The organism is Porticoccus sp. W117, assembly GCF_030341905.1.
GTDB lineage: Bacteria > Pseudomonadota > Gammaproteobacteria > Pseudomonadales > Porticoccaceae > SCSIO-12696.
Map to the genome: position 1 here is coordinate 81,917 of NZ_JATAAF010000010.1, position 23,372 is coordinate 105,288.

Consider the following 23,372-nt stretch of genomic DNA (forward strand, 5'->3'; position numbering starts at 1 on the left):
GCGCATTCTCTATGCTTTACCCTGTTTTGTCAAGCGCCGCTTTGGCCGCCTTTTTACCTGGAAACCACCACTGTTAGCGACCCTGCGACCACCAGTCCAGCGCCGGCATAATTGAGTATTCCGAGCTGTTCCGGGGTGAACAATCCCGGCCAGATTTGCAGGCACAGGGGAATAATAAACAGCGTCCAGATAGGTACGGTAGTGAGTGTGGCGCTGACTTTTGTGGCCTGCCAGTGGTGCAGGGCGGCGGTAAAGCAACCGTAGGCCACCAGGGTGTTGGCGCCGCACAGAACCAGCAGCAGCCATTGCCCGCCGCTCAATTCGGGAACCAGTGGAAAGGAGAATGGCAGCAGGCTGATTGCACCGATAAAGAATACTGCCAAATTGAGCTGCTGGGCGTCGATCTGTTTAAGAATGCGCTTTTGTACCAGCGCGTAAATAGCCCATACCAGCGCAGCGATGACGATCAGCAGTATCCCCAAACCGTACTCACCGGGGTTGTTGAATAACGACTCCAGGCGATGATGAAAAAACAGCAGCAGGCCGGCGATAAAAATGCCACAACCCAGCCATTGGCGCGCTGAAAAGGGCTCTTTGTAGAGCAGGATGCTGCCCAGCAATAACATGATCGGTGCCAGCTGAATCAGTACTTGCGAGGCGCTGGGAGTGATGTAGTTAACCCCCCAGGCAAAGAACAGATAGTTGCCCGCCAGCATCAATCCGGCAAACAGGGTGGCCAGTAACAGCTTGGGCTGCGCCAGTTTTTTCAGGTTGTTGTCTTTTTTGCGGAAGCTGAGAATCGCCAACAACATAATGCCCGCCATCAGGAAGCGGTAAAACGCCGAGCTGGCCGGTGACATATCGCTCAATACGCCTTTGAGCATAATGGGCAGAATCGCCCACATCAGGGCGGCGCCCAGGGTCAGTGGCAGACCGAGTTTCCAGTTGTTGGTGTGGGGCATTGGGGTTCCAGAGAGTAGCTCCGTGTAACCGGGCTATTTTACGGCAGCTTTATCAATAAGCTGCGGGTTTGTGTTAACTGGTGTGTAAATTCAGCGCAACAGCCAGCACTACGCCATAGCGTGCGCCTTTGCCCAGGCCCACCAGAATCACAAAAGGCAGCAACCGGGTTTTCATCAGCCCCGCCACAAAGGTGAGCGGATCGCCCACTATTGGCAGCCAGGCAAACAGCAGCGATGCGGTACCGTATTTCTGAAAGCCGGCCTGGGCCCGTCGCAGTTTGTCAGGTTTGAAGGGAAACCAGCGGCGATCCTGAAAGTGCAGCAGTTTCAGCCCCAAATACCAGTTCACCACGGCGCCCAAGGTGTTGCCGGTTGTGGCAGTGATCCATAGCCACAGGGGCGAGTAACCTTCAATAACCAGCGCGCCCAGTAAAACTTCCGAGCCCAGTGGCAGCAGGGTGGCGGCGAGAAAGGCGGAGGTGAAGAGGGAGAGGTAGGGCATTACGTGAGATGGGAGGTGAGAGATGAGAGACGGGGTGAGGATTCTACATCTCTCATCTCACGTCTTTCATCTCTCATTCAACGTGGTTACACGTTGAATCTAAAATGCACCACATCGCCGTCGTTGACAATGTAGTCCTTGCCTTCCAGGCGCCATTTGCCCGCTTCCTTGGCACCGGCTTCGCCGTTGTTCGCCACAAAGTCGTCGTAGGCCACCACTTCGGCGCGGATAAAGCCTTTTTCAAAGTCTGTGTGGATTTTGCCGGCGGCCTGTGGGGCGGTAGCGCCTACGGGTACTGTCCAGGCGCGCACTTCTTTTGGCCCGGCAGTAAAGTAGGTGTGTAGACCCAGCAGCTCGTAGCCGGCGCGGATCACCCGGTTCAGACCCGGTTCTTCCATGCCCAGGTCTTGCAGGAATTCGGTTTTTTCGTCGTCGTCCAGCTCGGCGATTTCCGCTTCCAGCTTGTTACAGATGGCCACTACCACGGCGTTTTCGTCGGCGGCGATGGCGTTGACTTTATCCAGCAGTGGGTTGTCGTCAAAGCCGTCTTCGTCCACGTTGGCGATGTACATGGTGGGTTTGACGGTGAGCAGGGTCAGCTCTTTGAGCTTGTCCAGTTCGTCGTCGCTGAGGCCAAACGAGCGCAGCGGCCTGGCTTCGTCCAAATGGGGCTGGATTTTTTCCAGCAGCGCTTTCATGACGATGGCGTGTTTATCCTGGCCCTTGGCGGCGCGGGTGTAGCGTTGCAATGCCCGCTCCACGGTGTCCAGGTCTGCCAGTGCCAGCTCTGTGTTGATCACTTCCACATCCGCCAGCGGATCGATCTGGCCCTCTACGTGCACTACGTTATCGTCTTCAAAGCAACGCACGACATGAGCAATAGCATCGGTTTCGCGGATGTTAGCCAGGAATTTATTGCCCAGTCCTTCGCCCTTCGAGGCGCCCGCTACCAAACCGGCGATGTCCACAAACTCCATGGTGGTTGGGATCACTTTTTCCGGCTGGACGATCTCCGCCAGTTTGTCCTGGCGTGAGTCGGGCACCATCACCACACCGGTATTGGGCTCGATGGTGCAGAACGGGAAGTTCTCAGCGTCGATGCCCGCTTTGGTCAGTGCGTTAAACAGGGTGGATTTGCCCACATTAGGCAGGCCGACAATGCCGCAGTTAAAGCCCATTTTAAAAAGCCTCTGGTCGCACGTCTGACGTCGCACGTCTGACGCTAAAATCGGTTCGGCAGGTACTGGCGGCCTGTGCCACTTGTATCCTGATTTAGGTTGTGCGCAGTAATGGAATCTTGCGCATGGCCGCCTTTAGCGTGCGACGTCAGACGTGCGACGTGCGACCGTTTTATTGAAGCGCTGAACTTGCAGCACCTACTTTACTTCGAATGAAGCTCCGTCATCGCCAATTCCCACTTGCCGTCCACTGCCAGGGGTAGGGATCGCAGGGCGTTGTCGATGCTGTCGTCTATGTGTTGCTGATCGCTTTTGCTGGCTTTGCAGAGTACGTAGTTAATCACGTCTTTTGCATTGCCGGGGTGGCCGATGCCGATGCGCAGGCGGGCAAATTCCTTGTTATTGCCCAAGGCGCTGATGGTATCGCGCAAACCGTTGTGACCGCCGTGGCCGCCGCCTTTTTTAAAGCGTGCCGTGCCCGGGGGCAAATCCAGTTCGTCGTGTGCCACCAGAATGGCCTCCGGGGCAATCTGGTAGAACCGTGCCATGGCGCCAATGGCCTGGCCGCTGCGGTTCATAAAGGTAGTGGGAATCAGCAGGCGCACGTCCCGGTTATCAATACGAACGCGGGTGGTGTCGCCAAAGAATTTGCTTTCTGGCTTCAATGTGGCGCCGCACTGGCGTGCCAGTTCCACAACGAAATCGGCCCCGGCATTGTGACGGGTCCGGTCGTATTTTGGTCCGGGGTTTCCCAGACCGACAATTAATTCAACCGGTGCGTCCAATGTCGGGGCCTCTTGGCAAAGCCGGCGAGTAATTACTCCTCGCTGGCAGCCTCTTCACCGTCGTCAGTAGCTTCGTCACCAACAGTCGGTACATCTGCTGCATCAACGTCTTCGTCAGCCTCTTCTTCAGCGGCGGCTTTCGGCTTGTTAACAGCAGCGATCGGCAGGTCGTGGTCTTCGCCGTGAGAAAGGGCAACAGACTCAACACCTTCCGGCAGCTTGATGTCGGAGATGTGCAGGCTCTGGCCCAGGGTAACCTCTGCCATATCCACTTCCAGGTACTCCGGCAGGTCGGCGGGCAGACAGGTGATTTCCAGCTCGGTCATGGTGTGAGCAATCACACCACCTTCCTGCTTAACGCCAATACAGCTGTCTTCGTTAACGAAGTGCAGCGGTACGTTCACAGTCAGGGCACGCTTGGGGTTCACTCGCAGGAAGTCGGCGTGCAAAACCAGAGCTTTGGCCGGGTGACGCTGCAGATCCTTGAGGATGGCAGGTTGCTCGGTGCCGTCAATGTCCAGAGTGATAACGTGGGAGTAGAAGGCTTCGTTCTCCAGGGCTTTGGCAATGTCTTTGTGAGGGATGCTGATCATCACCGGCTCACGAACACCACCGTAAACAATACCTGGAATTTCGCCAGCCAGACGGCGTTGGCGGCGGCTCGCACCTTTCCCAACGTCCTGGCGGACCTTAACGCTAAGGGTAAAATCGTCAGACATGGTCTGAGTCTCCTATCATTTTGCCCACCGTTCTCTGCGACCGATTGCGGCGGGGATTAAAAAAATCTCCGCTTTCTTGGCGGAGATCGTGAAAACAGCGGATGTTTGTATGGCTTATTCAAACATCGCGCTGATGGATTCTTCGTTGTTGATGCGGCGAATGGTTTCCGCCAGCATCGGCGCCAGTGATAGCTGGCGAATTTTGCCCAGGGCCTTGGCTTCTTCACGCAGTGGGATGCTGTTGGTTACCACCAGTTCGTCCATTTGTGAATTGGCAATATTATCCAGGGCTTTGCCCGACAGCACGGCGTGGGTGGAGTAAGCCACTACTTTATTGGCGCCGTTTTGCTTGAGGGCGTCGGCAGCACCGCACAAGGTGCCGGCGGTATCCACCATATCGTCTACCAGCAGGCAGGTGCGGCCTTCCACTTCACCGATGATGTTCATCACTTCAGCCACATTGGCCTTGGGGCGACGCTTGTCGATAATGGCCAGGTCGCAGCCCAGCAGCTTCGCAGTGGCCCGCGCCCGTACTACGCCACCGATATCCGGGGAAACCACAATCAGGTCTTCGTAGCGCTGATTGCGGATGTCTTCCAGCAGTATCGGGGTGCCGAATACGTTGTCCACGGTGCAGTTAAAGAAGCCCTGAATCTGCTCCGCGTGCAGGTCTACGGTCACCACGCGCTCAACGCCCACATTGGCGATCATATCCGCCACTACCTTCGCGCTTATAGGTACGCGAATGGAGCGCACCCGGCGATCCTGACGGGCGTAACCGAAGTAGGGAATCACTGCGGTGACGATGGAGGCGGAGGCGCGGCGCAGAGCGTCCGCCATCAGTACCAGCTCCATCAAATTTTTGTTGGTGGGCTTGCAGGTGGACTGGACGATAAACACCTCTTTGCCGCGAACGTTCTCGCAGATTTCGATGTTGATTTCGCCGTCGGAAAACTGCGATACCGTTGCATTACCCACGGGCACGCCGAGGATAGAGGCGACTTCCGCCGTCAGCTCCGGATTGGCGTTTCCGGAGAAAACCATCAAGTTGGCCACAGTAAGATCCTTGATAGGTAGTACCCAGGTTGCAACCCCGCGCCCAGCTTTACGGGATTTTTACGGGAAGAAAATGGCAGGGGTAGGAGGACTCGAACCTCCGAATGACGGGATCAAAACCCGTTGCCTTAGCCACTTGGCGATACCCCTGCAGATAGCTTTCGCTATGGGTAGGAACGGTTATCGTAGAGCGGTGACTGATTAACACCTCTGGCTACGAACCCCTGCGTGTTTTCTGGCCTTTCATCCAGCGCTGCCAAAGCGGCAGATCGGGATGTGAAGCGGGCAAAAACGCAGGCACCGGTTCCAGTCATTCGAGCATTTTCGTCGTATTTTCGCAGCCATTCCCGTGCATTTCGCACCTCGGGATGGAGCAATTCCACCACTTGCTGACAGTCATTTTGCCAGCCCTGCTCGAAAGAGGCGCGTATTTTCAGGATTGGGGTGTCCCTTGTCAATGCTTGATGAGAAAAAATTTTGGCTGTTTCCACATGACAGTTGGGGTGAATCACCAGGAACCAATCGTCAGCGGTTTCAACAGGAGTTAGCTGCTCGCCAATGCCTTCTCCCCAGGCGGTGTGGCCACGGACAAAAACCGGTACGTCGGCGCCCAGTTGCAACCCCAGTTCCGCCAGCTGATCGATATTGAGATTCAATTTCCACAAGCGGTTGAGGCCCACCAGTGCGGTGGCCGCATTGGAGCTGCCGCCCCCCAGGCCGCCACCCATAGGCAGGCGTTTGGTCAGCTGGAAATCCACGCCTTGGGCGCAACCGGTGTATTGCTGCAAAAGGCGCGCGGCTTTGTATATCAGGTTGTATTGTGGTGGCACCCCATCAATAGCGGGGTGAATGTGAATGTCGCCGTCATCGCGAATGGCAAATCCCAGCTCATCGCCGTAATCGAGAATCTGAAACAGGGTTTGCAGGTTGTGATAGCCATCCTCCCGCCGCCCGGTGATATGCAGGAACAGGTTGAGTTTGGCGGGGGCGGGGAGGGTAAAGGTCATCAGCTGCGGGTTGCGGGTTGCGGGTTGCGGGTTGCGGGTTGCGAACCATAGCAAAGCTGCGGGCGGCGGGCTACGGGCATATCGTCATCGCGAAGGAGCGTAGCGACTGCGGCGATCTTCATCTACAGAGCGCCCAATGTCAGGAGATTGCCGCGTCGCTACGCTCCTCGCAATGACGAGGTGATTGGAGCGTAGCGTTCGATCTGCCCGCAACACGTAACGCGAAACCCGCAACGGTTACTCAAACTCCCAACGCTTAATCACCAACTTAAAGCTCAACTCGCCTTTTTGGCCATCAATCTTCCCCGGCAGCAGCCACTGGCCGGATTGTCGGTAGCGGCTAAAGGCCAGTTGCCAGCCATCTTGTTCCAGTTGGCTCAACAGCCCTTGGGGGTCGTGGCTCTGGGCGGTGATGGTGCCGCTGGGGGTGGGAATGCCTCGCGCCCAGTAGGTGAGGTCTTCTACAGAAAGTGGCACGCCAAGCAGGTCGCCGGTCAGTTGCTGGCTGTTGGCGGCGACCAGTTGTTCGTCCCCTTGGCGCAATGTCACCTGTTGGTCATTGCCTTCTATATAGGTAGTGCCAATGCCGAAGATGCCGCTCAGGCGCATTTGGTATTGCTGTTGCTGTTGTTGCCAGCGCAGGGAGGCGCTGCCGGATTCTGCCGGGGAACGAAACGCCAGTTTGCCGTTGAGGTGCCATTGTTGCAGGGTTTGCAATTGTTGCTGGTGAAGCTGCCAGTCGGGAAGCGGCTGTTTGTTTTGCGGAGGCAGATTGCTGCAAGCGGCGAGGCCGATCAGCAAGGCAGTCACAAAGGCGCGGCGAATGACTGCCATCAGGGTTGGTTCTGGCTCACTCGGGTGGCGCCCAGGCGTTCCATGGTTTCCACCACATGTTTGGCGCCGGGTTTGTCTTTGTTATCCGCCAGGCTTTTTTCCCAGATGTCCAGTGCTTCGGTACGCTCGCCCATTTGCCACAATACCTCTCCCAAGTGGGCAGCTACCTCCGGGTCCGGGTACAGCTCAAAAGCGCGGCGCAGGTAGGGCAGAGCTTCTTCCAGCCGTTGCAGGCGGAACAGCGCCCAGCCCATGCTGTCGAGAATGGCGGGGTTTTCCGGGTCCAGCTTTAGCGCCTTGCTCACCAGTTGGTGGGCTTCCTGATAATCCGCCGGGTCATCACTGTTGCTGAGGGAGTAACCCAGAGCGTTGAGGGCGTCGGCGCTGTCTGGTTGCAGGGCAATCATTGCCCGTAAATCTTTGTGAGAGCTGGGGCTGTCCCCCTGTTGTTCGTACAGCATTGAACGGCTGTACAACAACTCGCCATTCTCCGGGTGCTTTTGCAGGGCGCTATTGAGCAGAGCCAGTGCCCGGTCGTTGAACTGGTTGCTGGCCAGCACGGAAGCAATTTCCTGATAGATGCCGGCAGATTCTTTGGGGTTGAGCGCCAGCAATTCTTCCACCAGTTGGTTCAGTTCGTCATCGCGATCATTGGCCGCCAGCAGGCGGATTTGTGCACTCACGGCATTGCTGTAGCGGTTGCCTGCTGCCACCTGGCGGTAGTGCGCAATGGCGTCGTCGTGGCGCTCTGCCTGCTCGTCGATACGCCCCAGCTGGTAGTGGGCGTTGTCTTTGTATTCGGCGCTGTCCAGCAGCTGTTCGAACAGGGGCTGCGCTTCCTGGTACAGCTTTTTGGTGATGTTGAACATGGCCAGGGCATTCACCAAACGCTGATCATCCGGAAACTGCTCCACCAGGCTCACCAGTTCGGCACGGCTGCGGTCCACGTCTTTGTCTGCCCACTGTTTGGACAGCTGCAGGCGCAGGCGCTTGCTGTTCGGGTATTGCGCGACGCTTTGCTCCAGATACGCCAGGTTGGCATCCAGACCGTCTTTTTCAAAAATGGCGCTGGCGATAATGAGCAGGGCGCTGTCTCGCTCGGTTTCCGGCTGTTGTACGGTGCTGGCACGGGCAATGGTTGCGTCGTAATTCTGTTCCAGCAATAGCAGTCGTGCGTCCAGCAATGCGATCTGGGGATGGCTGGTCAGATCGTGGTACTGGCCAGCGGGAGCGGTGAGTGTCTTCAAAGCGTTGCGCAGCAGCTGACGCTGTTCGGGGGTGGCTTCTTGCAGCTGGCGGGCAATGACGTAGCTGGCTTCTTTGTCATCGTCCCGCAGCGCTTGCAGGGCGTGTGGCAGTGCCTTGGCGAGCTGCCCGCCGTAGGCCAGGTAATAGCCGGCGATACGGTTGGCGTCGGTATTCTGTGGTGCCACTTCTGCCCATAACTGCGCCAGTTCCAGCGCTTGTTGGGCGGCGTTGAGTTGCACAGCCAACCAGGTGGCGGTGGCAGCTACCCCCGGGTCACGGGTGGCAAATGCCTGTTTGCGGTAGCGATTGAGTTGCAGGCCATATTGTTGGTTGGCTCCGGCAAAGTCGGCGACCAGCAGGTCGAACAGGGTTTCCGGTTTAAAGGGCTCCAGAGGAGGCTTGGGTTTGTTGTCGGCCTCGGCGACTACCGCTGTTTGTTCAACACTTTCCACTATCGGTGCGCCGCCGTTTTGTTGCAGCGTGGTACAGCCAGTCAGGGTCAGCAATAATGCTGCGATGGTGGTTGCCAGCGGTGAGCGGCGCTTGCTTTGTCGGCAGTGAAGTAAGGACATAATGCAGCCTTATATGCAGTTACAGGTAATAGTGTCATGTTCTATGACCACTGTCACAGCCATTCGACTCCTATTTTCTTCCGCCCCTTGTGTTTTCCCACCGCAATCACCGAAAATTCACGGTTTCGTCGGCCACCTCCTGATTTTATGAAGTTTCTCGCCCTGGGTATCAATCACCGCACCGCGTCGCTGGACGTGCGTGAGCGAGTGGCGTTTGCCCCTGAGCGCATGGTGGCGGCGTTGCAGCAGGCCAGCGAGCGTGTTGGCCTGGATGAAGTGGTGATTCTGTCCACCTGCAATCGCACCGAGGTGTACAGCGCCGGCCAGCAAGATGCCGATGCGTTGCTGGAGTGGTTTGCCAGTTACCATTCTCTGACTCGCCAGCAATTGGCCGATTGTCACTACCTGTACAGGGATGGCGATATGGCCCGCCATATGATGCGCGTGGCCTGTGGGCTGGATTCCATGGTGCTGGGTGAGCCGCAGATTCTCGGCCAGGTGAAGTCTGCCTTTGCGGTGGCCCAGGAAGCGGGCACGGTGAACGGCCATCTCAATCAGGTGTTCCAGCAGGTGTTCTCGGTGGCCAAAAAAGTGCGCACCGAAACCGCCATTGGCGAAAGCCCGGTATCTGTGGCCTACGCAGCGGTCAGTCTGGGGCAGCAGATTTTTTCCGATCTCAGCCGCGAACACGCGCTGTTAATTGGTGCTGGCGATACCGTTGAGCTGGCGGCGCGCCATCTGGTTGAAAAGGGCATCGGTGGCATTACTGTGGCCAACCGCACGTTTAACCGGGCTGAGCAACTGGCGCAGCAATTCGGTGCGGACGCTATTCTGTTGTCGGACATCCCCGACCACCTGCACCGGGCCGATATTGTGATTTCTTCCACTGCCAGCCAGTTGCCGATTCTCGGTAAAGGAGCGGTGGAGTCGGCCCTGAAAAAGCGCAAACATCGCCCCATGTTTATGGTGGACATTGCCGTGCCCAGGGATATTGAGCCCCAGGTGGGGTCGCTCAGTGATGTTTACCTGTATACCGTCGACGACCTGCGGGAAGTGATCGACGAGAACATCCGTTCCAGAGAAAGCGCCGCCCACAAGGCGGAGGAAATTATTGAGCACGGCGTAGAGCTATGGCAGCGCCAACTGCGTGGCCTGGACGCGGTGGATACCATACGCGCGGTGCGCACCGCCATGGAAAAGCTGCGCGACGACGAACTTGATAAAGCACTGAAGGCGCTGCAACGGGGCGACGATCCACAGGATTTATTGCGCCAGTTTGCCCGCAACCTCACCAACAAGTTTCTCCACCAGCCCACCAGCGGACTAAAGCAGGCCGGCGAAGAAGGCCGTCAGGACCAAATACGCTTGGCGAGCAAACTGTTTGCCGTTGGCGATAACAACAAAGCAGAGAAGTAATGAAGCAGAGCATTCTCGACAAACTGGAACACCTGATGGAGCGCTACGAGGAAGTGGGAATTTCCCTGGGCGATCCGGATGTTATCGGTGACCAGAAGAAATTCCAGGCCTTGAGTCGCGAGTACGCCGAGTTAGAGCCAGTGGTAAAAAGCTATGGCCGCTACCAACAGGTGCTGGCGGATATCGACGAAGCCAAAACCATGCTCAAGGACGCCGACCCGGACATGCGGGAAATGGCTCAGGAGGAATTAAAACAGGGCGAAGCAGCGCTGGAACCACTGGAAACGGAGTTGCAAAAACTATTGTTGCCCAAAGACCCCAACGACGACAAAAACGTGTTCCTGGAAATTCGTGCCGGTACCGGTGGTGACGAAGCGGCGATTTTTTCCGGCGACCTGTTTCGCATGTATTCCCGCTACGCGGAGCTGCAAGGTTGGCGCATCGAAATGATCAGCGCTCGCGACGGTGAACACGGCGGTTTTAAAGAAGTGATCAGCCGCATTGTAGGGGCGGGAGCCTACTCCAAACTGAAATTTGAATCCGGTGCCCACCGAGTCCAGCGGGTGCCGGAAACCGAATCCCAGGGGCGTATCCACACCTCCGCCTGCACCGTTGCTATTTTGGCGGAGGCAGATGAATTGGATGCCATCGAAATCAACCCGGCGGAACTGCGCATCGATACCTTCCGTGCCTCCGGAGCCGGTGGTCAGCACGTCAACAAAACCGATTCCGCCATTCGCATTACCCATCTGCCCACCGGCTTGGTAGTGGAATGTCAGGACGAGCGATCGCAACACAAAAACAAAGCCAAGGCACTGGCACATCTGCAATCGCGTCTGCAACAAGCCCAGGAAGAAGCCGCGGCCAAAGAACAATCCGACACCCGCCGTTTGCTGGTAGGCAGTGGCGATCGCTCGGAACGGATTCGCACCTACAACTACCCCCAGGGCCGGGTCACTGACCACCGCATCAACCTGACGCTCTACAAGCTGGACGAAATTATGCAGGGGAAATTGGAGGAAGTGGTGCAGCCGTTGGTGACGGAGTATCAGGCAGATCAGTTGGCGGCGTTGGCGGGGGAGTAAATGCTACGAGTTTCGGGTTACGGGCCGCGGGCAGATCGAATTACCTTGCCATTGCGAGCCGCTACAGGCGAAGTGGCAATCTTCTGAATTCGGAGTGCCTGTATGGAGATCGCCGCAGTCGCGCTGAGGGTGGTTTAAAAGTAGGCTGTGGCTTCACAATAAATTGCTATAAATTTTAGGGAAGTTATGAAACATCATTTTGGAGATTTATTGGATCGAGATGGTGACTACTGGACAATAATTCCTAATAGAGAGCGCTACACCTATTATGTAGGTGATGTACCACCAGGAAGTGCAGAGATTACAGTTGTTACTATTGGTGAGGAAGATGAAAAGTGGAGAACCATTTCTTCTTTACCAAATTTAGAAGAGCTTACACTTCATAAGCCTACTAAAGAACAACTAGAGAGTGTTTCTAAGCTGACACAATTAAAAAGACTAAGAGTTACTCACGCCAGAACAAAGGATATTGGATTTATAAGCTCATTATGTAATTTAGAAGAGCTAGTCATGGAATATGTATCAGGTTTTTCTGACTTGTCGCCTCTTAATGGTCTCCCAAATTTAAAGTCTATCCACTTTGAGAATTTAAGGCGAGTAACTGATTTTGGAGGCTTGTCAGGCTTAAGAAGTCTTCGATATCTGAATATCGATGGTACGCTGGATTGGAAGCAACCAATACTAGATTTTGAATTTTTAAGTGGTTTGCCTAATCTCGAAGTTTTATCTCTAGGGCAAATTATTAACAAGACACCTTACCCCGCACTACTGCCAGCTTTAACACTTAAAAAACTCAAAAGTTTTCGCGCAACATGGACTATGTTAGCTGCTGAAGAGTACGCTTTATTAGAGGTCGGTATGCCTCATGTTGACGGTGCTGTGCGTGGTCCTTATACAAAGTTTGCATATTCAACTATTCCACTTCCAAATCATGATATTCGCAGCCACTTGTCAGATGATGTAGTTCGAGAAAAACATCCAGAGGTTAAAATTTACTACAATGGGGAAAGGCATATAGACGACCCAAAGAATACGTGGCTTGAGTTTACGGGCAAAAAAGCTGGTAGAGTAAAGGTTGGCTCTTCAAAGGAAAAAGAGAGGCGCGATGCCTATTCTGAAAGATACGAATCAATGAAAGATCAAGCAAGAGCAATAATTGCTGAGTTGATTTAGGTGCAAAATATTTGTAGCGAGTACAAGCGACAAAACCACAAAAAGCCCGACTGCTTTTGCGCCTGCATACGTTAGTGACCCAATACCTCTTTCCTTAGCTCACCAACCGAGAACGCCGCCAGTGCCCCCCACTATTTCCGAACTTCTGCGTCGTAGCGACCAACTCGCCGCCGTCAGCGATACTCCACGTCTGGATGTGGAGGTGTTGTTATGCCACTTGTTGGGTAAGGATCGCGCATTTCTTTACACATGGCCAGATCATCAGTTGAACGACGCCCGGTTGGCTGATTTTTACGCCGCCTTTGAACGCCGCAAGAACGGTGAGCCGGTGGCCTATATCATTGGCCAGCGGGAGTTCTGGTCGTTGCCATTGGAAGTGGAGCCAAGCACTTTGATTCCCCGCCCGGAAACCGAATTGTTGGTGGAAGTTGCACTTGACCTGCCTTTACCGGAAAAAGCGCAGGTACTGGATTTGGGTACCGGCACCGGGGCGATTGCTCTGGCATTGGCGTCAGAGCGCAGTGGTTGGCAGGTAGATGCGGTAGATGTTGTCGAAGAGGCGGTGGCCTTGGCAGAGCGCAATCGGCAAACCTTGCAACTGAATAATGCGCGAGTTTGGCAGAGCTGCTGGTTTCAGTGTGTGACAGCTAACGGTTACCACTTGATTGTCAGCAACCCCCCTTATATCGACCCGCAAGATGCCCACCTGCAGCAGGGAGATGTGCGCTTTGAGCCCCGCTCGGCACTGGTGGCGCAACAATCCGGGCTGGCAGATATTGAGACCATTATTGCTTGCGCCCCCGGCCATTTGCAGCCGGGGGGGTGGCTGTTGTTTGAGCACGGTTACGACCAAGGGGAAGCTGTACAGAGACTGCTTACCGAAGGTGGCTTTAAGCAGGTAGAAACCCGCCAGGATTTGGCGGGTAACGATCGGGTGAGTTTAGGCTGCTACTCCGGCCAGAGGTGATGGCAGGCGCTGTTGCCGTCGGTGCTTGTTGGCAAAGTAAAGCCAGGAACCAACGGTGCACACTGCGCCAATAACCGCCACCAGGTAGCTGGTATAAATAATAAAACTGTGCCACTGAATGTCGTTTTGCCCCAGATTCTTGTACACCATCACGCCGACACTGCCCAGGTAGCCGAACGAGTCCGCCAGGTAGATCAAAAACCCCACATTACCCACTTGCTTGAAGGTGGCGATCAGGCGCTCAAACAGCACGCTGTTAAAGGGTACGTACGCCAGGTAAAGGCCAAAACCGTTGATAATCATCCAGCTGATCGGGCCCAGGTTCCCGGCCTGGTAGGCCAGGGTCGATAGCCCACAGCTGGCAAAGCCAAACAAAATCAAAAAGTGATTCACCATCAGCGCCCGACTGTTGCTTTTAATCAGCATCATGGCGCCAATAATAATCAGAACCACCACCGCGATGGGGATTTCCGTGAGGCTGAAAATGGCCGGTGAACCGGTGTAACCCAACTCGTCCCAGATGTTGGCGGTGAAGTTATCGCGCAAATCTCGAAAGATGGTCAGCAGCACATAGCCGCCGATCAACAAGCACAAACCGGTACTGAATTGCTTGAAGAATGCCCGGCGGGCAGAGGCATCCATAGGCTCGCGCTTGGTGCGCAGGCTAATATCATCCGCGTTCGGTGGTGGCAGCTGTTCCAGCATATATACCGCCAACATTAACAGCGGCATAAACAGTGCAGCGGTAGTGACCGGCATCCAGAATTCATCCACGCCCCAATTCAGCATCAGATAACTGCCGACGGTTTTTACCACTCCGGAGGAGGCGATAAAGCTGGTGCACAGGCCAGCGGCCAGTACCTCGGTGACTTTGCGGCCTTCCAGATAGCTGAATACATAACCCCATACCATGCCCAGGGGTATGCCGTTTAAAAACATGCAGACGATATTCCAGGGGTGCGGCAGCAATGCGAACAGCAGCAGGGCGATACCGGCGATGGTGATCAGCGTCAGAATACCTTTGGCGCGACTGTTGCCACTTTGCTCTGACACCACTTTGATGCCAATAAATTTTGACAAAGCGTATCCGGCGACTTGAGCTGACAGGTAAAGCACCTTGATGGATATGCCCCAGTAGACAATATCCTCGTACAGGCCCACCGCGATGGGCTTGCGAAAAGCGTACATGCAGGAGTACGTACAAAAAGCCGCTACCATGGCAAACAGGCAGAAGCCAAAACCCTGGCCTTTGCCGGTGATTCTTTGTAGAAAATTAGTCATAGTAGCCGCTCAATATTGGTATACACCAAGAGCGTTATTTAAGCGGCGCAGTGTGACTTTATTGTGACAGAGCGGGCATTTTCAGTACTGGAAACCGGGAGAGGGTGCCAGTATGCTATGGCCACCCGAATGTGGGGAACATTCTATAAGGAGAATAACTATGTCTGATTCAGCGACTGAAAAGCGTATTTTGCCAGCGTTTTTGCTGTGCTTCTTTCTGGGGCCACTGGGAGCGCACCGTTTTTATGCGGGTAAAATTGGCACTGGAATTCTGCACCTGCTCACTCTGGGCGCATTGGGTATCTGGACACTGATTGATTTTATTATGATTATTATCGGTTCTTTTACCGATAAAGAAGGCAATAAAATCACTGAGTGGACCTGAGTAGATATCTCTGGCAGGTTCAAAAAATCCCGGCAATGCAGATTGCCGGGATTTTTGTTTGTGGGCTTAGATACTATTAATCCGGCAATCAAATAGTTCGTCCTGAACTATTTGATTGTCGCCCAAAAAAATCTGGCGATGCTGCGTGGAGCCTCTTGATTTTTTTGGGCTCGCGCCGACTTTGTCGGCGGCGGCACGTCCCTGTGCCGCGCTAATCTAGCTCGCCGATGGCGGTTAATACGCTTTCCCGCAGCGATTCGATACTGTTATTTACTCGGTCGTATGATGCTTTGTTACCCAGTTCATCGGAATACATTTGCCACTTGCTGTACAGCTGTGTGGATTCCTCGTTGACGTTGTCGGGCATAAAGTAACGCAAATCACGCATGGCAATCACCTGCACCCAACCGCGCTTGCGGGAGTTTTCCAGCTCTGCGGCGGTCATGTCGTCGCGGGCGTAACGCATGTGTATGGCCACCTCATCCAGTTCCGCCAATCGTTCTATCAGGGCAAAGCCTGCGGTACGCACATTGCGATTTTGTTCGGTGACTTCGTTGCGCCAGGTGTTGTACCCCAGGCTTGCCAGGGCAATGGTCAGGCTGATCAGTGCCACGGAATTGCGGCGCACCTGCTGTAAAAAACTGTGGTAACTCATGGTGTCTAATGGGTAAATGCAAAGAGGTACCCATCAGATTCGCCGCGCTTTGGTTGGTTCCCTGAATAAAAACGGCCTGCAGAGTCAGTTTCTCCAACGGGCCGTTTTCAGGATGTACTGACGGAATTATTTGCCAGTAGTCAGGCGGTCTTTGGTGCTCTGCAACTTCTTTGCCGCCTGTTTGGCAGCCTTGCGGGCTTCAATCAGTTTGGCGGCATCGCCACCCACGTGCACTTCGTTGCGTTGCCTGGCCAGTTGAATTTGCTTTTCCCGCTCCCGGTAGCGGGCCTTGTCGGCGGCAGAGGTTTTGTCGTAGCAGTGCGGACAGCTGACGCCGCGCTGGTATTGATCACTCTGTTGATCCACTTTGGTAATGGGCATGCGGCAAGCATTGCACTGGTCGTACTCGCCCCGCTCCAGGTTGTGGTTAACGGTTACGCGCTCATCAAACACAAAGCACTCACCTTCCCACAAAGTGTTGTCAGCGGGCACGTCTTCCAGGTATTTGAGAATGCCGCCCTGCAGGTGGTACACCTCATCAAAACCCTGTTCTTTCATATAAGCCGTGGACTTTTCGCAACGAATGCCACCGGTGCAGAACATGGCGACTTTTTTGTGCACAGCCGGGTTCAGGTTATCTTTCACGTACTGGGGGAACTCGCGAAAGCTGGTGGTGTTGGGGTTGATGGCGTTTTTAAACGTACCCACCTGGTATTCGTAATCGTTGCGGGTGTCCACCAGCACCACATCCGGGTCGCTGATCAGCGTGTTCCAGTCTTCCGGTTTGACGTAGGTGCCCACTACTTTTTTCGGGTCGATGCCCTCAACGCCCATGGTGACAATTTCTCTCTTGAGCTTCACCTTGGTGCGCAGGAAGGGTTTGTGGTCGGTGTGAGATTCTTTGTAATCAATGCCTTCCAGACCGGGTTGCTGTTGCAGCCAGTGCAGCAGGGCGTCGATGCCTTTGCGGGAGCCGGCGACTGTGCCGTTAATGCCTTCACTGGCCAGCAGCAGGGTGCCGCAAATGCGGTTGGCTTCCATGGTGGCCAGCAGGGGCTCACGGAGCTGTTGGTAGTTTTTCAGGGTAACGAATTTGTACATCGCGCAGACGACATACTGGCCAGAACTGGCCACGTGCGGGGTAGTCATAGTGTTGCCTCGTGCGAGCCGGAGCGTAAATCCGGAGCAGTCATTTAAGACATAAAGTCAGGGAGGCGGGATTTTATAGAAATTGATCCGGCATTGCGAATAACTGCCACATTTGAATGAACAGAGTATTTAGGTTTTTGAGCGCTGAATTAACAGGTCGCACGTCTGACGTCGCATGTCGCACGCTAAAACCAAGCACTTCGTAGGTCGGACTTTAGTCCGACAAGCAACTTATCAATGACCACCAGCCCTGTAGGGCTACTCATTATTTCAGAGAGTGACTATCTACATAGAATGGTGCTTTTAGCGTGCGACGTCAGACATGCGACGTGCGACCAGTCAGGCTGCCAAATGCTTCTGCAAGGCTTCATAACCACCGATGTATTCAGTGCCATGAAAAATCTGTGGCACGGTGTTTACCGGTTGGCCGATGGTTTTCGACAGGTCGGCCTTGCTGATGCCTTCTTCATGAATATCCACGTAGCGGTAGGGCAGGTTTTTTTGCTCCATCACCGCTTTTGCCTGGCGGCAGAATCCACAGGCCTGATGACCAAAAATGGTGTAGCGAGTGTTGTTGGTGCTCATCATCAATTCCTCAATAAGTGATTCGATGTGTGCACTGTAACTACTGCCCTTTATTAAGACTATTTAATTGATTAAATGAGTTTGATAGTTTTTTTCTTGCCATGGTGCTGCACCATAGCCATCAGGCACAGAGCTGAAATGCTCAGGGCCACGGTAGCTCCTACCCAAAAGCCGCTGACACCCATGGCTGTACCCCAGAAGTCAGTCATTGCCAGACTGTAGGCCAACGGGAAGCCCACCACCCAGAAGGCAACGAATTGCACAATCATCGGTGCTTTGGTGATTTTGTAGCCCCGCAATGCACTCATGGCGCCCACCGCAATGGCGTCGGAAAAACGGTAAATGGCGGCGATCAATAACAGTTGCACCGCGATGGCTTGTACCGACGGATCTTTGTTGAAAAAGGCGGCAATGGCCTCCGGGAACAGCAAATAAACGGCCACCTGCAAGCAGGCGATGGCGGCAATCAGGGTTAGCCCGGCTCGGCAGCTGAGCCAGGCTTTTTCGCTGTTCTCGGCACCTATGTGTTGCGAGATAGCCACCGTCAGCGCCTGGCCGATACCCAGCGAGACAATAAACATCAGGCCATCGAACTGGTGGGCGATGCTGTGGCCAGACAGCACCTCACTGCCCAGGCTGGCAACGATCAGCGGGATAATGCCGAAAAAACTGAACTCAAACAGAATGCCCACCGAGATGGGTGCGCCCAGGCGCAGAATGTCGCCAATGGCTCTGAGTTGTGGTCGGGCCAATTGGGCGAATAGTTTCATCGCACGGGTGGCGCGGCTGCGCAACAACCACAAGGCAAACGCCAGTACCTGAAAGAACACCACAATCAAAGTGGCCCAGCCACAGCCGACACCGCCCAGCTTGGGCAGCCCCCAGTGGCCGAATACCAGCGCGTAATCCAGCAGAATATTCAGCAGCAGGCCAGAAATATTGACCACCATCACCGCTCGCGGCAGGCTCACGGCTTCCAGAGTGGTGCGCAGCCAGAACATCAGATGAAAGCCGAACACCGCGGCGATCATCGGCACCATGTAGCCGCGGGCGATGGCCACTACCTGAGGCTCAGCCCCCAGTTGCCCCACCAGCCACAACCCACCAGACATGGTAGCGCTGGCAATCAAGCCAAGTGGCAGAGCCAGCCACAGGCACTGGTGGAACTGATTGCGCAGGGCGTTGTGATCGTTGGCGCCAAAGTGGTGGCCAATAAGGGGCGCGTTGGCAAACAGGATGCCCCCCAGAATCAAAAACACAAAAATGGTAATGCTGTTGCCCAGTGTGACCCCGGCCAGATCATCCACGCTGGCCTGACCGGCCATAAATACGTCGGTCAGCCCCATGCCCACAGCCGCCGCCTGGCCGATAACCAGAGGCAGTGCGAAGCGAAACAGGCGAACTGCCTCGCCGACGAGGGTCTGTTTATACTTCATATCCACCACTGCTGAGAGCGATTTTTGTGCTCAACAAGGCGTAAAGAGTGTCGTGTAGTCATTCTACATAAGCGATTTACAACGCAGTGGAGCGCAAAAATAGCCTCAGCCCCATGCGTTTTAATAAAAGGGGTTGGGGCTGAAAAGGCGCCCCTCGTTGTTGCTCGTCGCTCATTTGGAATGACCAAACTACTCTCCTCGCGCCTAGATGGACGCCTTTTCAGCCGCCAACAGTGGCGGATATGAAGTATAAACAGACCCTAGCTGGCGATATTGCAAGGCTTGAGGCATGGTGAGTGCTGGAGCTTTCTATCAAGGAGCGGCGAAGCATATCGACCATTGCGGTTGTCGCAAAGGCTTAATTTTTTGAGGCTTATAGTTGGGGTACGTATGTCAGAAGAAAAAATTGATTTTTTAACCTTTGCCATGCAGCTGTTCGCGGCATCGGTTTTAGGGCTGCTGGTATTGGGGCTGGTCATATTGGCGGTGTTGTATGTTATCGACGTCAACCAGACGCGCCATACCATTCGCCGCAACTACCCGGTAATTGGCCGCCTGCGTTACTGGTTTGAACACATGGGCGAGTTTTTCCGGCAGTACTTTTTTGCCCTGGATCGGGAAGAAATGCCCTTTAACCGCGCACAGCGATCCTGGGTGTATCGAGCGGCAAAAAACGTCGATAGCACCCTGGCGTTTGGTTCCACCGCGCCTCTGGATAAACCGGGCACCTTGCTGTTTGTCAGCACCCCGTTCCCCACCCTGAGCGAAGACGTATGCACTGCGCCGCCGTTGGTGATCGGCCCCTGGTGCCGTACCCCCTACGAAGCGCCATCGTTTTTTAATATTTCCGGGATGAGCTACGGCTCATTGTCGAGCCCGGCGGTTCAGGCGCTTTCCAGGGGGGCGAAGGAAGCGGGCTGCTGGTTGAATACCGGAGAGGGTGGTTTGAGCCCCCATCACCTGTCCGGGGGTTGCGACCTGGTAATGCAGATAGGTACTGCCAAATACGGAGTGCGTGATGAAAACGGTAACCTCAGTGATGAAAAACTGCGCGAGATCGCCGCTCACCAACAGGTGCGCATGTTTGAACTGAAAATCAGCCAGGGCGCCAAGCCGGGCAAGGGCGGCATTCTGCCAGGCTTGAAAGTCACCGAGGAAATTGCAGCCATTCGTGGTATTCCGGCCGGGCAAGATTCCATCAGCCCCAACGGCCACCCGGAAATACACTCTGTGCGTGACCTGCTGGATATGATCCACCGCATTCGCGACGTCACCGGCAAACCTGTGGGCATAAAAATGGTCATGGGAGGCACCGACTTTTTTGACCTGCTGTGTTCGGAAGTTCGCGAGCGCGGTGAATGGTCGGCACCGGATTTTATTGCCCTGGACAGTGCGGATGGTGGCACCGGTGCTGCGCCGCAAAGCCTGATGGATCATGCCGGGTTGCCCATCCGCGAGAGCTTGCCCTGGCTGGTGGACAAGCTGGAACACTACGGCTTGCGCGAACGCATACGGTTGATCGCCACCGGCAAACTGGTCAACCCGGTGGATGTGGCTTGGGCACTGTGTGCAGGGGCAGATTTTGTGGTGTCGGCGCGGGGCTTTATGTTTGCCCTGGGGTGTATTCAGGCGTTGCAGTGCAACAAAAATACCTGTCCAACGGGTATTACTACCCACAACAAAAAACTTCAACAGGGGCTCAACCCCGCCGATAAATCCGTTCGGGTTACCAGTTATGCGCAGCATATGGTGCACGAAGTAGGCGTTATCGCGCACTCCTGCGGCGTGTCAGAGCCGCGCCAGCTCACCCGTCGCCACGCTCGCATGGTGATTGAGCCGGGGCACTCGGAATCCCTGGACGTTCTCTATCGTGCTCGCCATCAGCCAGTAAGAATTGTTGAGTAAGGGAATTATTTGCGCACTTTACCCTCAAAGGGGGCGCAAATATTCTGGAGAACAACAATGAATAAACTGTTTAGCCTGCACAATGGCTTTATGAATGGTGCCAGCAAAGTCGATTTTCTAGCTCCGCTGTTTTTTCGTATATACCTGGCTCCTGTGATGATACAGGCTGGCTGGAATAAATTGTCCGGCTGGGAGGGCACTGTGTCCTGGTTTGGCAATGCTGACTGGGGCCTGGGTCTGCCAATGCCAGAAGTCATGGCTGCTCTGGCCGTGGGTGCTGAACTGGTAGGCGGCATTATGTTGCTGATTGGCCTTGCAACTCGAGTGGTCGCAATTCCCTTAATGGTGACTATGTTGGTGGCTACTTTTGCGGTGCACTGGGAAAACGGCTGGTTGGCGGTTTCAGACTCATCCAGTTGGCTGGCCAACGACCGGGTAATGGAAGCCGCAGAACGTAAGGATGCGATTAAGTCTATTTTGAAACAGCACGGCAACTATTCCTGGCTCACTGGACGCGGCAGTGTCACCATACTGAACAACGGGGTCGAGTTTGCAGTGACCTACTTTATTATGCTGCTGAGTTTGATGTTTACCGGTGGTGGGCGATACGCCAGCGCAGACTATTGGCTTTGCAAATTATTTTGCAAAGAGCAGAAGTAAGTATCTCACCATGAAAGCCGCCTCCGGGCGGCTTTTTCTATTCTGGTTGATAGTGCCATTCCTGTTATAATCCGCCGCTTCGCCATTTTGGCTAATTTTTGAACAGTTGAACTATGTCCCAAGACAACAAAGAAGCATCCCAAAAAAGTGGCGATTCCAGACGCCGTTCCCACAATCGCCGCCGTCGCCGTCCTTCCGGCAATCGCGGTGGCGCTGGCAAAGCCTGGAGCCTGGAGCAATTTCCGGTAACTCCGGAGGCAGGCAAGTTGCGCTTTCACGATCTCAATCTGGAACTGCCGCTGATGCACGGCATTGCCGATGTGGGCTTTAAATACGCCTCGCCCATTCAGGCGCACTCACTGCCCCACAGCCTGTGCGGCCACGATGTGGTGGGCAAGGCTCAAACCGGCACAGGCAAAACCGCTGCCTTTCTGGTTACCATTATTGACGACCTGCTGAAAAACCCCGTTCCCGAAGACGAGCGTTACGCTGGTGAGCCTCGCGCCCTGATTATCGCCCCCACCCGGGAGCTGGTGATGCAAATTGCCGATGATGCCCTGGCCTTGTGCAAACACACCGGCCTTACCATCCACACTCTGGTGGGCGGTATGGATTACGGCAAACAGCAGAAAAAACTCCACGACCGCCTGGCGGATATTCTGGTGGCCACGCCGGGGCGCCTGATCGACTTTGCCGGCAGCCACGATGTTTATCTGGATCAAGTAGAAATATTGGTGATCGACGAAGCGGACCGCATGCTGGATATGGGCTTTATCCCGCAAGTGCGCCGCATCGTGCGCCAGACGCCGAAAAAGGATTTCCGCCAAACCCTGCTGTTCAGTGCCACCTTTACCCCGGAAGTAATGTCCCTGTCCGAACACTGGACTCAGCAACCGGTGATGGTGGAAATTGAGCCGGAACACGCGGCCGCCGATACCGTGGATCAAAAGGTGTACATCACCGCCACGGAAGATAAGTTCGCCCTGCTCGACAACATCATCAAGCAAGACAATGTGGACAGCATTATTGTCTTCGCCAACCGCCGCGACCAGTGCCGTCGCCTGCAAGAGCGCCTGCAAAAGAAAGGCTTTCAGGTTGGGCTGTTATCCGGTGATGTGCCGCAAAATAAACGGGTGCGCACCTTGGAAGACTTTAAATCCGGCAAACTCAAAGTGCTGGTGGCCACCGACGTGGCGGGCCGCGGCATCCACGTAGATGGCATCAGCCACGTGGTGAACTTCACCCTGCCGGAAGAGCCGGAAGACTACATCCACCGCATCGGCCGTACCGGCCGCGCCGGCAAAACCGGTACCTCCATCAGCTTTGCCTGCGAAGACGACGCCTTCCTGCTGGAACCCATCCAGCAATTGCTGGGGGAAGACAACAAACTGACCTGTGAACAACCGCCGGAGGAGTTGCTCGCTTAATGCGAGTGTACGCCCAACCAAAAACGGCCACCTTTGCGGTGGCCCAGATCGCTGACAAACCCTGGCATTTTTGCTGGGGTTTGTTGTTTCTGGGCATTGCTAACCCAAAAGCCGGAGAGTTTCTCGAATCTAGGTTGAGCCTCGCAAACACCGTACTGGGGCATTTACAGAGGCTAAGCAAGGGGTTTGGAGTGTAGAGAGGGCTCAATAGAGGCTCAGGCCGCCATCTGAGCAATTTTCTTGATGTTTTGGGCAGTTGCAGCCATCAGACACTGACCAGCCACTCTATTAAGCCTGGTGTAGCGAGCATATCGATAACCGTGTAGTTGTTTAGCATCAGCGAAGCTGCGTTCAACTGTCTCCTGCCGGCGCCTGTAAATCTCTT

23 protein-coding genes and 1 tRNA gene are annotated in these 23,372 nt (G+C 54.8%); 8 read left to right on the plus strand and 16 right to left on the minus strand.

Translation table 11 applies throughout. The features are described 5' to 3' along the window. Positions 1–53: 53 nt before the first annotated feature. The 10 genes from QSV34_RS09155 to QSV34_RS09200 all read right to left on the minus strand — a co-directional run bounded on the left by QSV34_RS09155 (position 54) and on the right by QSV34_RS09200 (position 8,863). Positions 54–962: a DMT family transporter gene (locus tag QSV34_RS09155; RefSeq protein ID WP_289153986.1), complete on the minus strand. Its 909-nt coding sequence runs from the start codon at positions 960–962 to the stop codon at positions 54–56. Positions 963–1,035: 73 nt separating this feature from the next. Then, on the minus strand, positions 1,036–1,464 hold the full coding sequence (locus QSV34_RS09160; protein ID WP_289153988.1) for a YqaA family protein: 429 nt from the start codon (positions 1,462–1,464) through the stop codon (positions 1,036–1,038). An 86-nt stretch (positions 1,465–1,550) separates the two neighbouring features. Then, entirely contained in the window at positions 1,551–2,642 is a 1,092-nt protein-coding gene (ychF, locus tag QSV34_RS09165; RefSeq protein WP_289153989.1) for a redox-regulated ATPase YchF, read from the minus strand. Between the two features lie 203 nt (positions 2,643–2,845). After that, entirely contained in the window at positions 2,846–3,427 is a 582-nt protein-coding gene (gene pth / locus QSV34_RS09170) for an aminoacyl-tRNA hydrolase (RefSeq protein ID WP_289153991.1), read from the minus strand. A gap of 32 nt (positions 3,428–3,459) precedes the next feature. Further along, positions 3,460–4,146, minus strand: a complete 687-nt coding sequence (locus tag QSV34_RS09175) for a 50S ribosomal protein L25/general stress protein Ctc (RefSeq protein WP_289153993.1) — start codon at positions 4,144–4,146, stop codon at positions 3,460–3,462. 114 nt (positions 4,147–4,260) lie between these two features. Next, on the minus strand, positions 4,261–5,190 hold the full coding sequence (locus QSV34_RS09180) for a ribose-phosphate pyrophosphokinase (RefSeq protein ID WP_289154031.1): 930 nt from the start codon (positions 5,188–5,190) through the stop codon (positions 4,261–4,263). Between the two features lie 86 nt (positions 5,191–5,276). Next, positions 5,277–5,352: transfer RNA gene (locus QSV34_RS09185), tRNA-Gln, on the minus strand. 14 nt (positions 5,353–5,366) lie between these two features. Then, a complete protein-coding gene (gene ispE / locus QSV34_RS09190; protein ID WP_502929004.1) occupies positions 5,367–6,212 on the minus strand; it encodes a 4-(cytidine 5'-diphospho)-2-C-methyl-D-erythritol kinase in 846 nt (281 codons plus the stop codon). Between the two features lie 234 nt (positions 6,213–6,446). Next, the gene (lolB, locus tag QSV34_RS09195) at positions 6,447–7,043 is read right to left on the minus strand and encodes a lipoprotein insertase outer membrane protein LolB (protein WP_289153997.1); all 597 of its coding nucleotides are present in this window, start codon (positions 7,041–7,043) and stop codon (positions 6,447–6,449) included. After that, positions 7,043–8,863: a tetratricopeptide repeat protein gene (locus QSV34_RS09200; RefSeq protein WP_289153998.1), complete on the minus strand. Its 1,821-nt coding sequence runs from the start codon at positions 8,861–8,863 to the stop codon at positions 7,043–7,045. The genes lolB and QSV34_RS09200 overlap by 1 nt, the downstream gene beginning before the upstream one ends. A 147-nt stretch (positions 8,864–9,010) precedes the next feature. On the opposite strand from QSV34_RS09200, the gene hemA reads away from it, so the two are divergent. From hemA to prmC, 4 genes are all read left to right on the plus strand, one after another. Continuing rightward, entirely contained in the window at positions 9,011–10,279 is a 1,269-nt protein-coding gene (gene hemA, locus QSV34_RS09205) for a glutamyl-tRNA reductase (RefSeq protein ID WP_289154000.1), read from the plus strand. Beyond that, a complete protein-coding gene (prfA, locus tag QSV34_RS09210; protein ID WP_289154002.1) occupies positions 10,279–11,364 on the plus strand; it encodes a peptide chain release factor 1 in 1,086 nt (361 codons plus the stop codon). The genes hemA and prfA overlap by 1 nt, the downstream gene beginning before the upstream one ends. A 186-nt stretch (positions 11,365–11,550) precedes the next feature. Then, positions 11,551–12,537, plus strand: coding sequence for a leucine-rich repeat domain-containing protein (locus QSV34_RS09215; RefSeq protein WP_289154004.1), 987 nt, complete (start codon positions 11,551–11,553; stop codon positions 12,535–12,537). Positions 12,538–12,658: 121 nt separating this feature from the next. Beyond that, positions 12,659–13,504 carry a peptide chain release factor N(5)-glutamine methyltransferase gene (gene prmC / locus QSV34_RS09220; protein ID WP_289154006.1) on the plus strand — a complete coding sequence of 282 codons (846 nt, stop codon included), beginning with the start codon at positions 12,659–12,661 and terminating at the stop codon, positions 13,502–13,504. Here the strand turns inward: prmC and QSV34_RS09225 are convergent. Then, the gene (locus tag QSV34_RS09225; protein WP_289154008.1) at positions 13,478–14,785 is read right to left on the minus strand and encodes a DUF5690 family protein; all 1,308 of its coding nucleotides are present in this window, start codon (positions 14,783–14,785) and stop codon (positions 13,478–13,480) included. The genes prmC and QSV34_RS09225 overlap by 27 nt on opposite strands. Positions 14,786–14,945: 160 nt before the next feature. Here QSV34_RS09225 and QSV34_RS09230 point away from each other — a divergent pair, with 160 nt between their 5' ends. After that, positions 14,946–15,170, plus strand: a complete 225-nt coding sequence (locus QSV34_RS09230) for a TM2 domain-containing protein (protein ID WP_289154010.1) — start codon at positions 14,946–14,948, stop codon at positions 15,168–15,170. 211 nt (positions 15,171–15,381) lie between these two features. Here the strand turns inward: QSV34_RS09230 and QSV34_RS09235 are convergent, their stop codons facing one another. The 4 genes from QSV34_RS09235 to QSV34_RS09250 form a co-directional block, all read right to left on the minus strand. Further along, positions 15,382–15,825: a hypothetical protein gene (locus tag QSV34_RS09235; RefSeq protein ID WP_289154012.1), complete on the minus strand. Its 444-nt coding sequence runs from the start codon at positions 15,823–15,825 to the stop codon at positions 15,382–15,384. Positions 15,826–15,951: 126 nt separating this feature from the next. Beyond that, positions 15,952–16,974: an oxygen-dependent tRNA uridine(34) hydroxylase TrhO gene (trhO, locus tag QSV34_RS09240; RefSeq protein WP_289154014.1), complete on the minus strand. Its 1,023-nt coding sequence runs from the start codon at positions 16,972–16,974 to the stop codon at positions 15,952–15,954. A 339-nt stretch (positions 16,975–17,313) separates the two neighbouring features. After that, entirely contained in the window at positions 17,314–17,559 is a 246-nt protein-coding gene (locus QSV34_RS09245) for a GrxA family glutaredoxin (protein WP_289154016.1), read from the minus strand. Between the two features lie 71 nt (positions 17,560–17,630). Then, positions 17,631–18,995, minus strand: coding sequence for an MATE family efflux transporter (locus tag QSV34_RS09250; RefSeq protein WP_289154018.1), 1,365 nt, complete (start codon positions 18,993–18,995; stop codon positions 17,631–17,633). A 390-nt stretch (positions 18,996–19,385) separates the two neighbouring features. Here QSV34_RS09250 and QSV34_RS09255 point away from each other — a divergent pair, with 390 nt between their 5' ends. From QSV34_RS09255 to rhlB, 3 genes are all read left to right on the plus strand, one after another. Continuing rightward, a complete protein-coding gene (locus tag QSV34_RS09255) occupies positions 19,386–20,900 on the plus strand; it encodes an FMN-binding glutamate synthase family protein (protein ID WP_289154020.1) in 1,515 nt (504 codons plus the stop codon). Positions 20,901–20,957: 57 nt separating this feature from the next. Then, the gene (locus QSV34_RS09260) at positions 20,958–21,560 is read left to right on the plus strand and encodes an HvfX family Cu-binding RiPP maturation protein (RefSeq protein ID WP_289154022.1); all 603 of its coding nucleotides are present in this window, start codon (positions 20,958–20,960) and stop codon (positions 21,558–21,560) included. A gap of 113 nt (positions 21,561–21,673) precedes the next feature. Continuing rightward, a complete protein-coding gene (gene rhlB / locus QSV34_RS09265) occupies positions 21,674–22,987 on the plus strand; it encodes an ATP-dependent RNA helicase RhlB (protein WP_289154024.1) in 1,314 nt (437 codons plus the stop codon). 215 nt (positions 22,988–23,202) lie between these two features. Here the strand turns inward: rhlB and QSV34_RS09270 are convergent. Beyond that, positions 23,203–23,372 (minus strand): transposase (locus QSV34_RS09270; protein ID WP_289151995.1); only part of this gene is annotated, 170 nt, incomplete at its 5' end.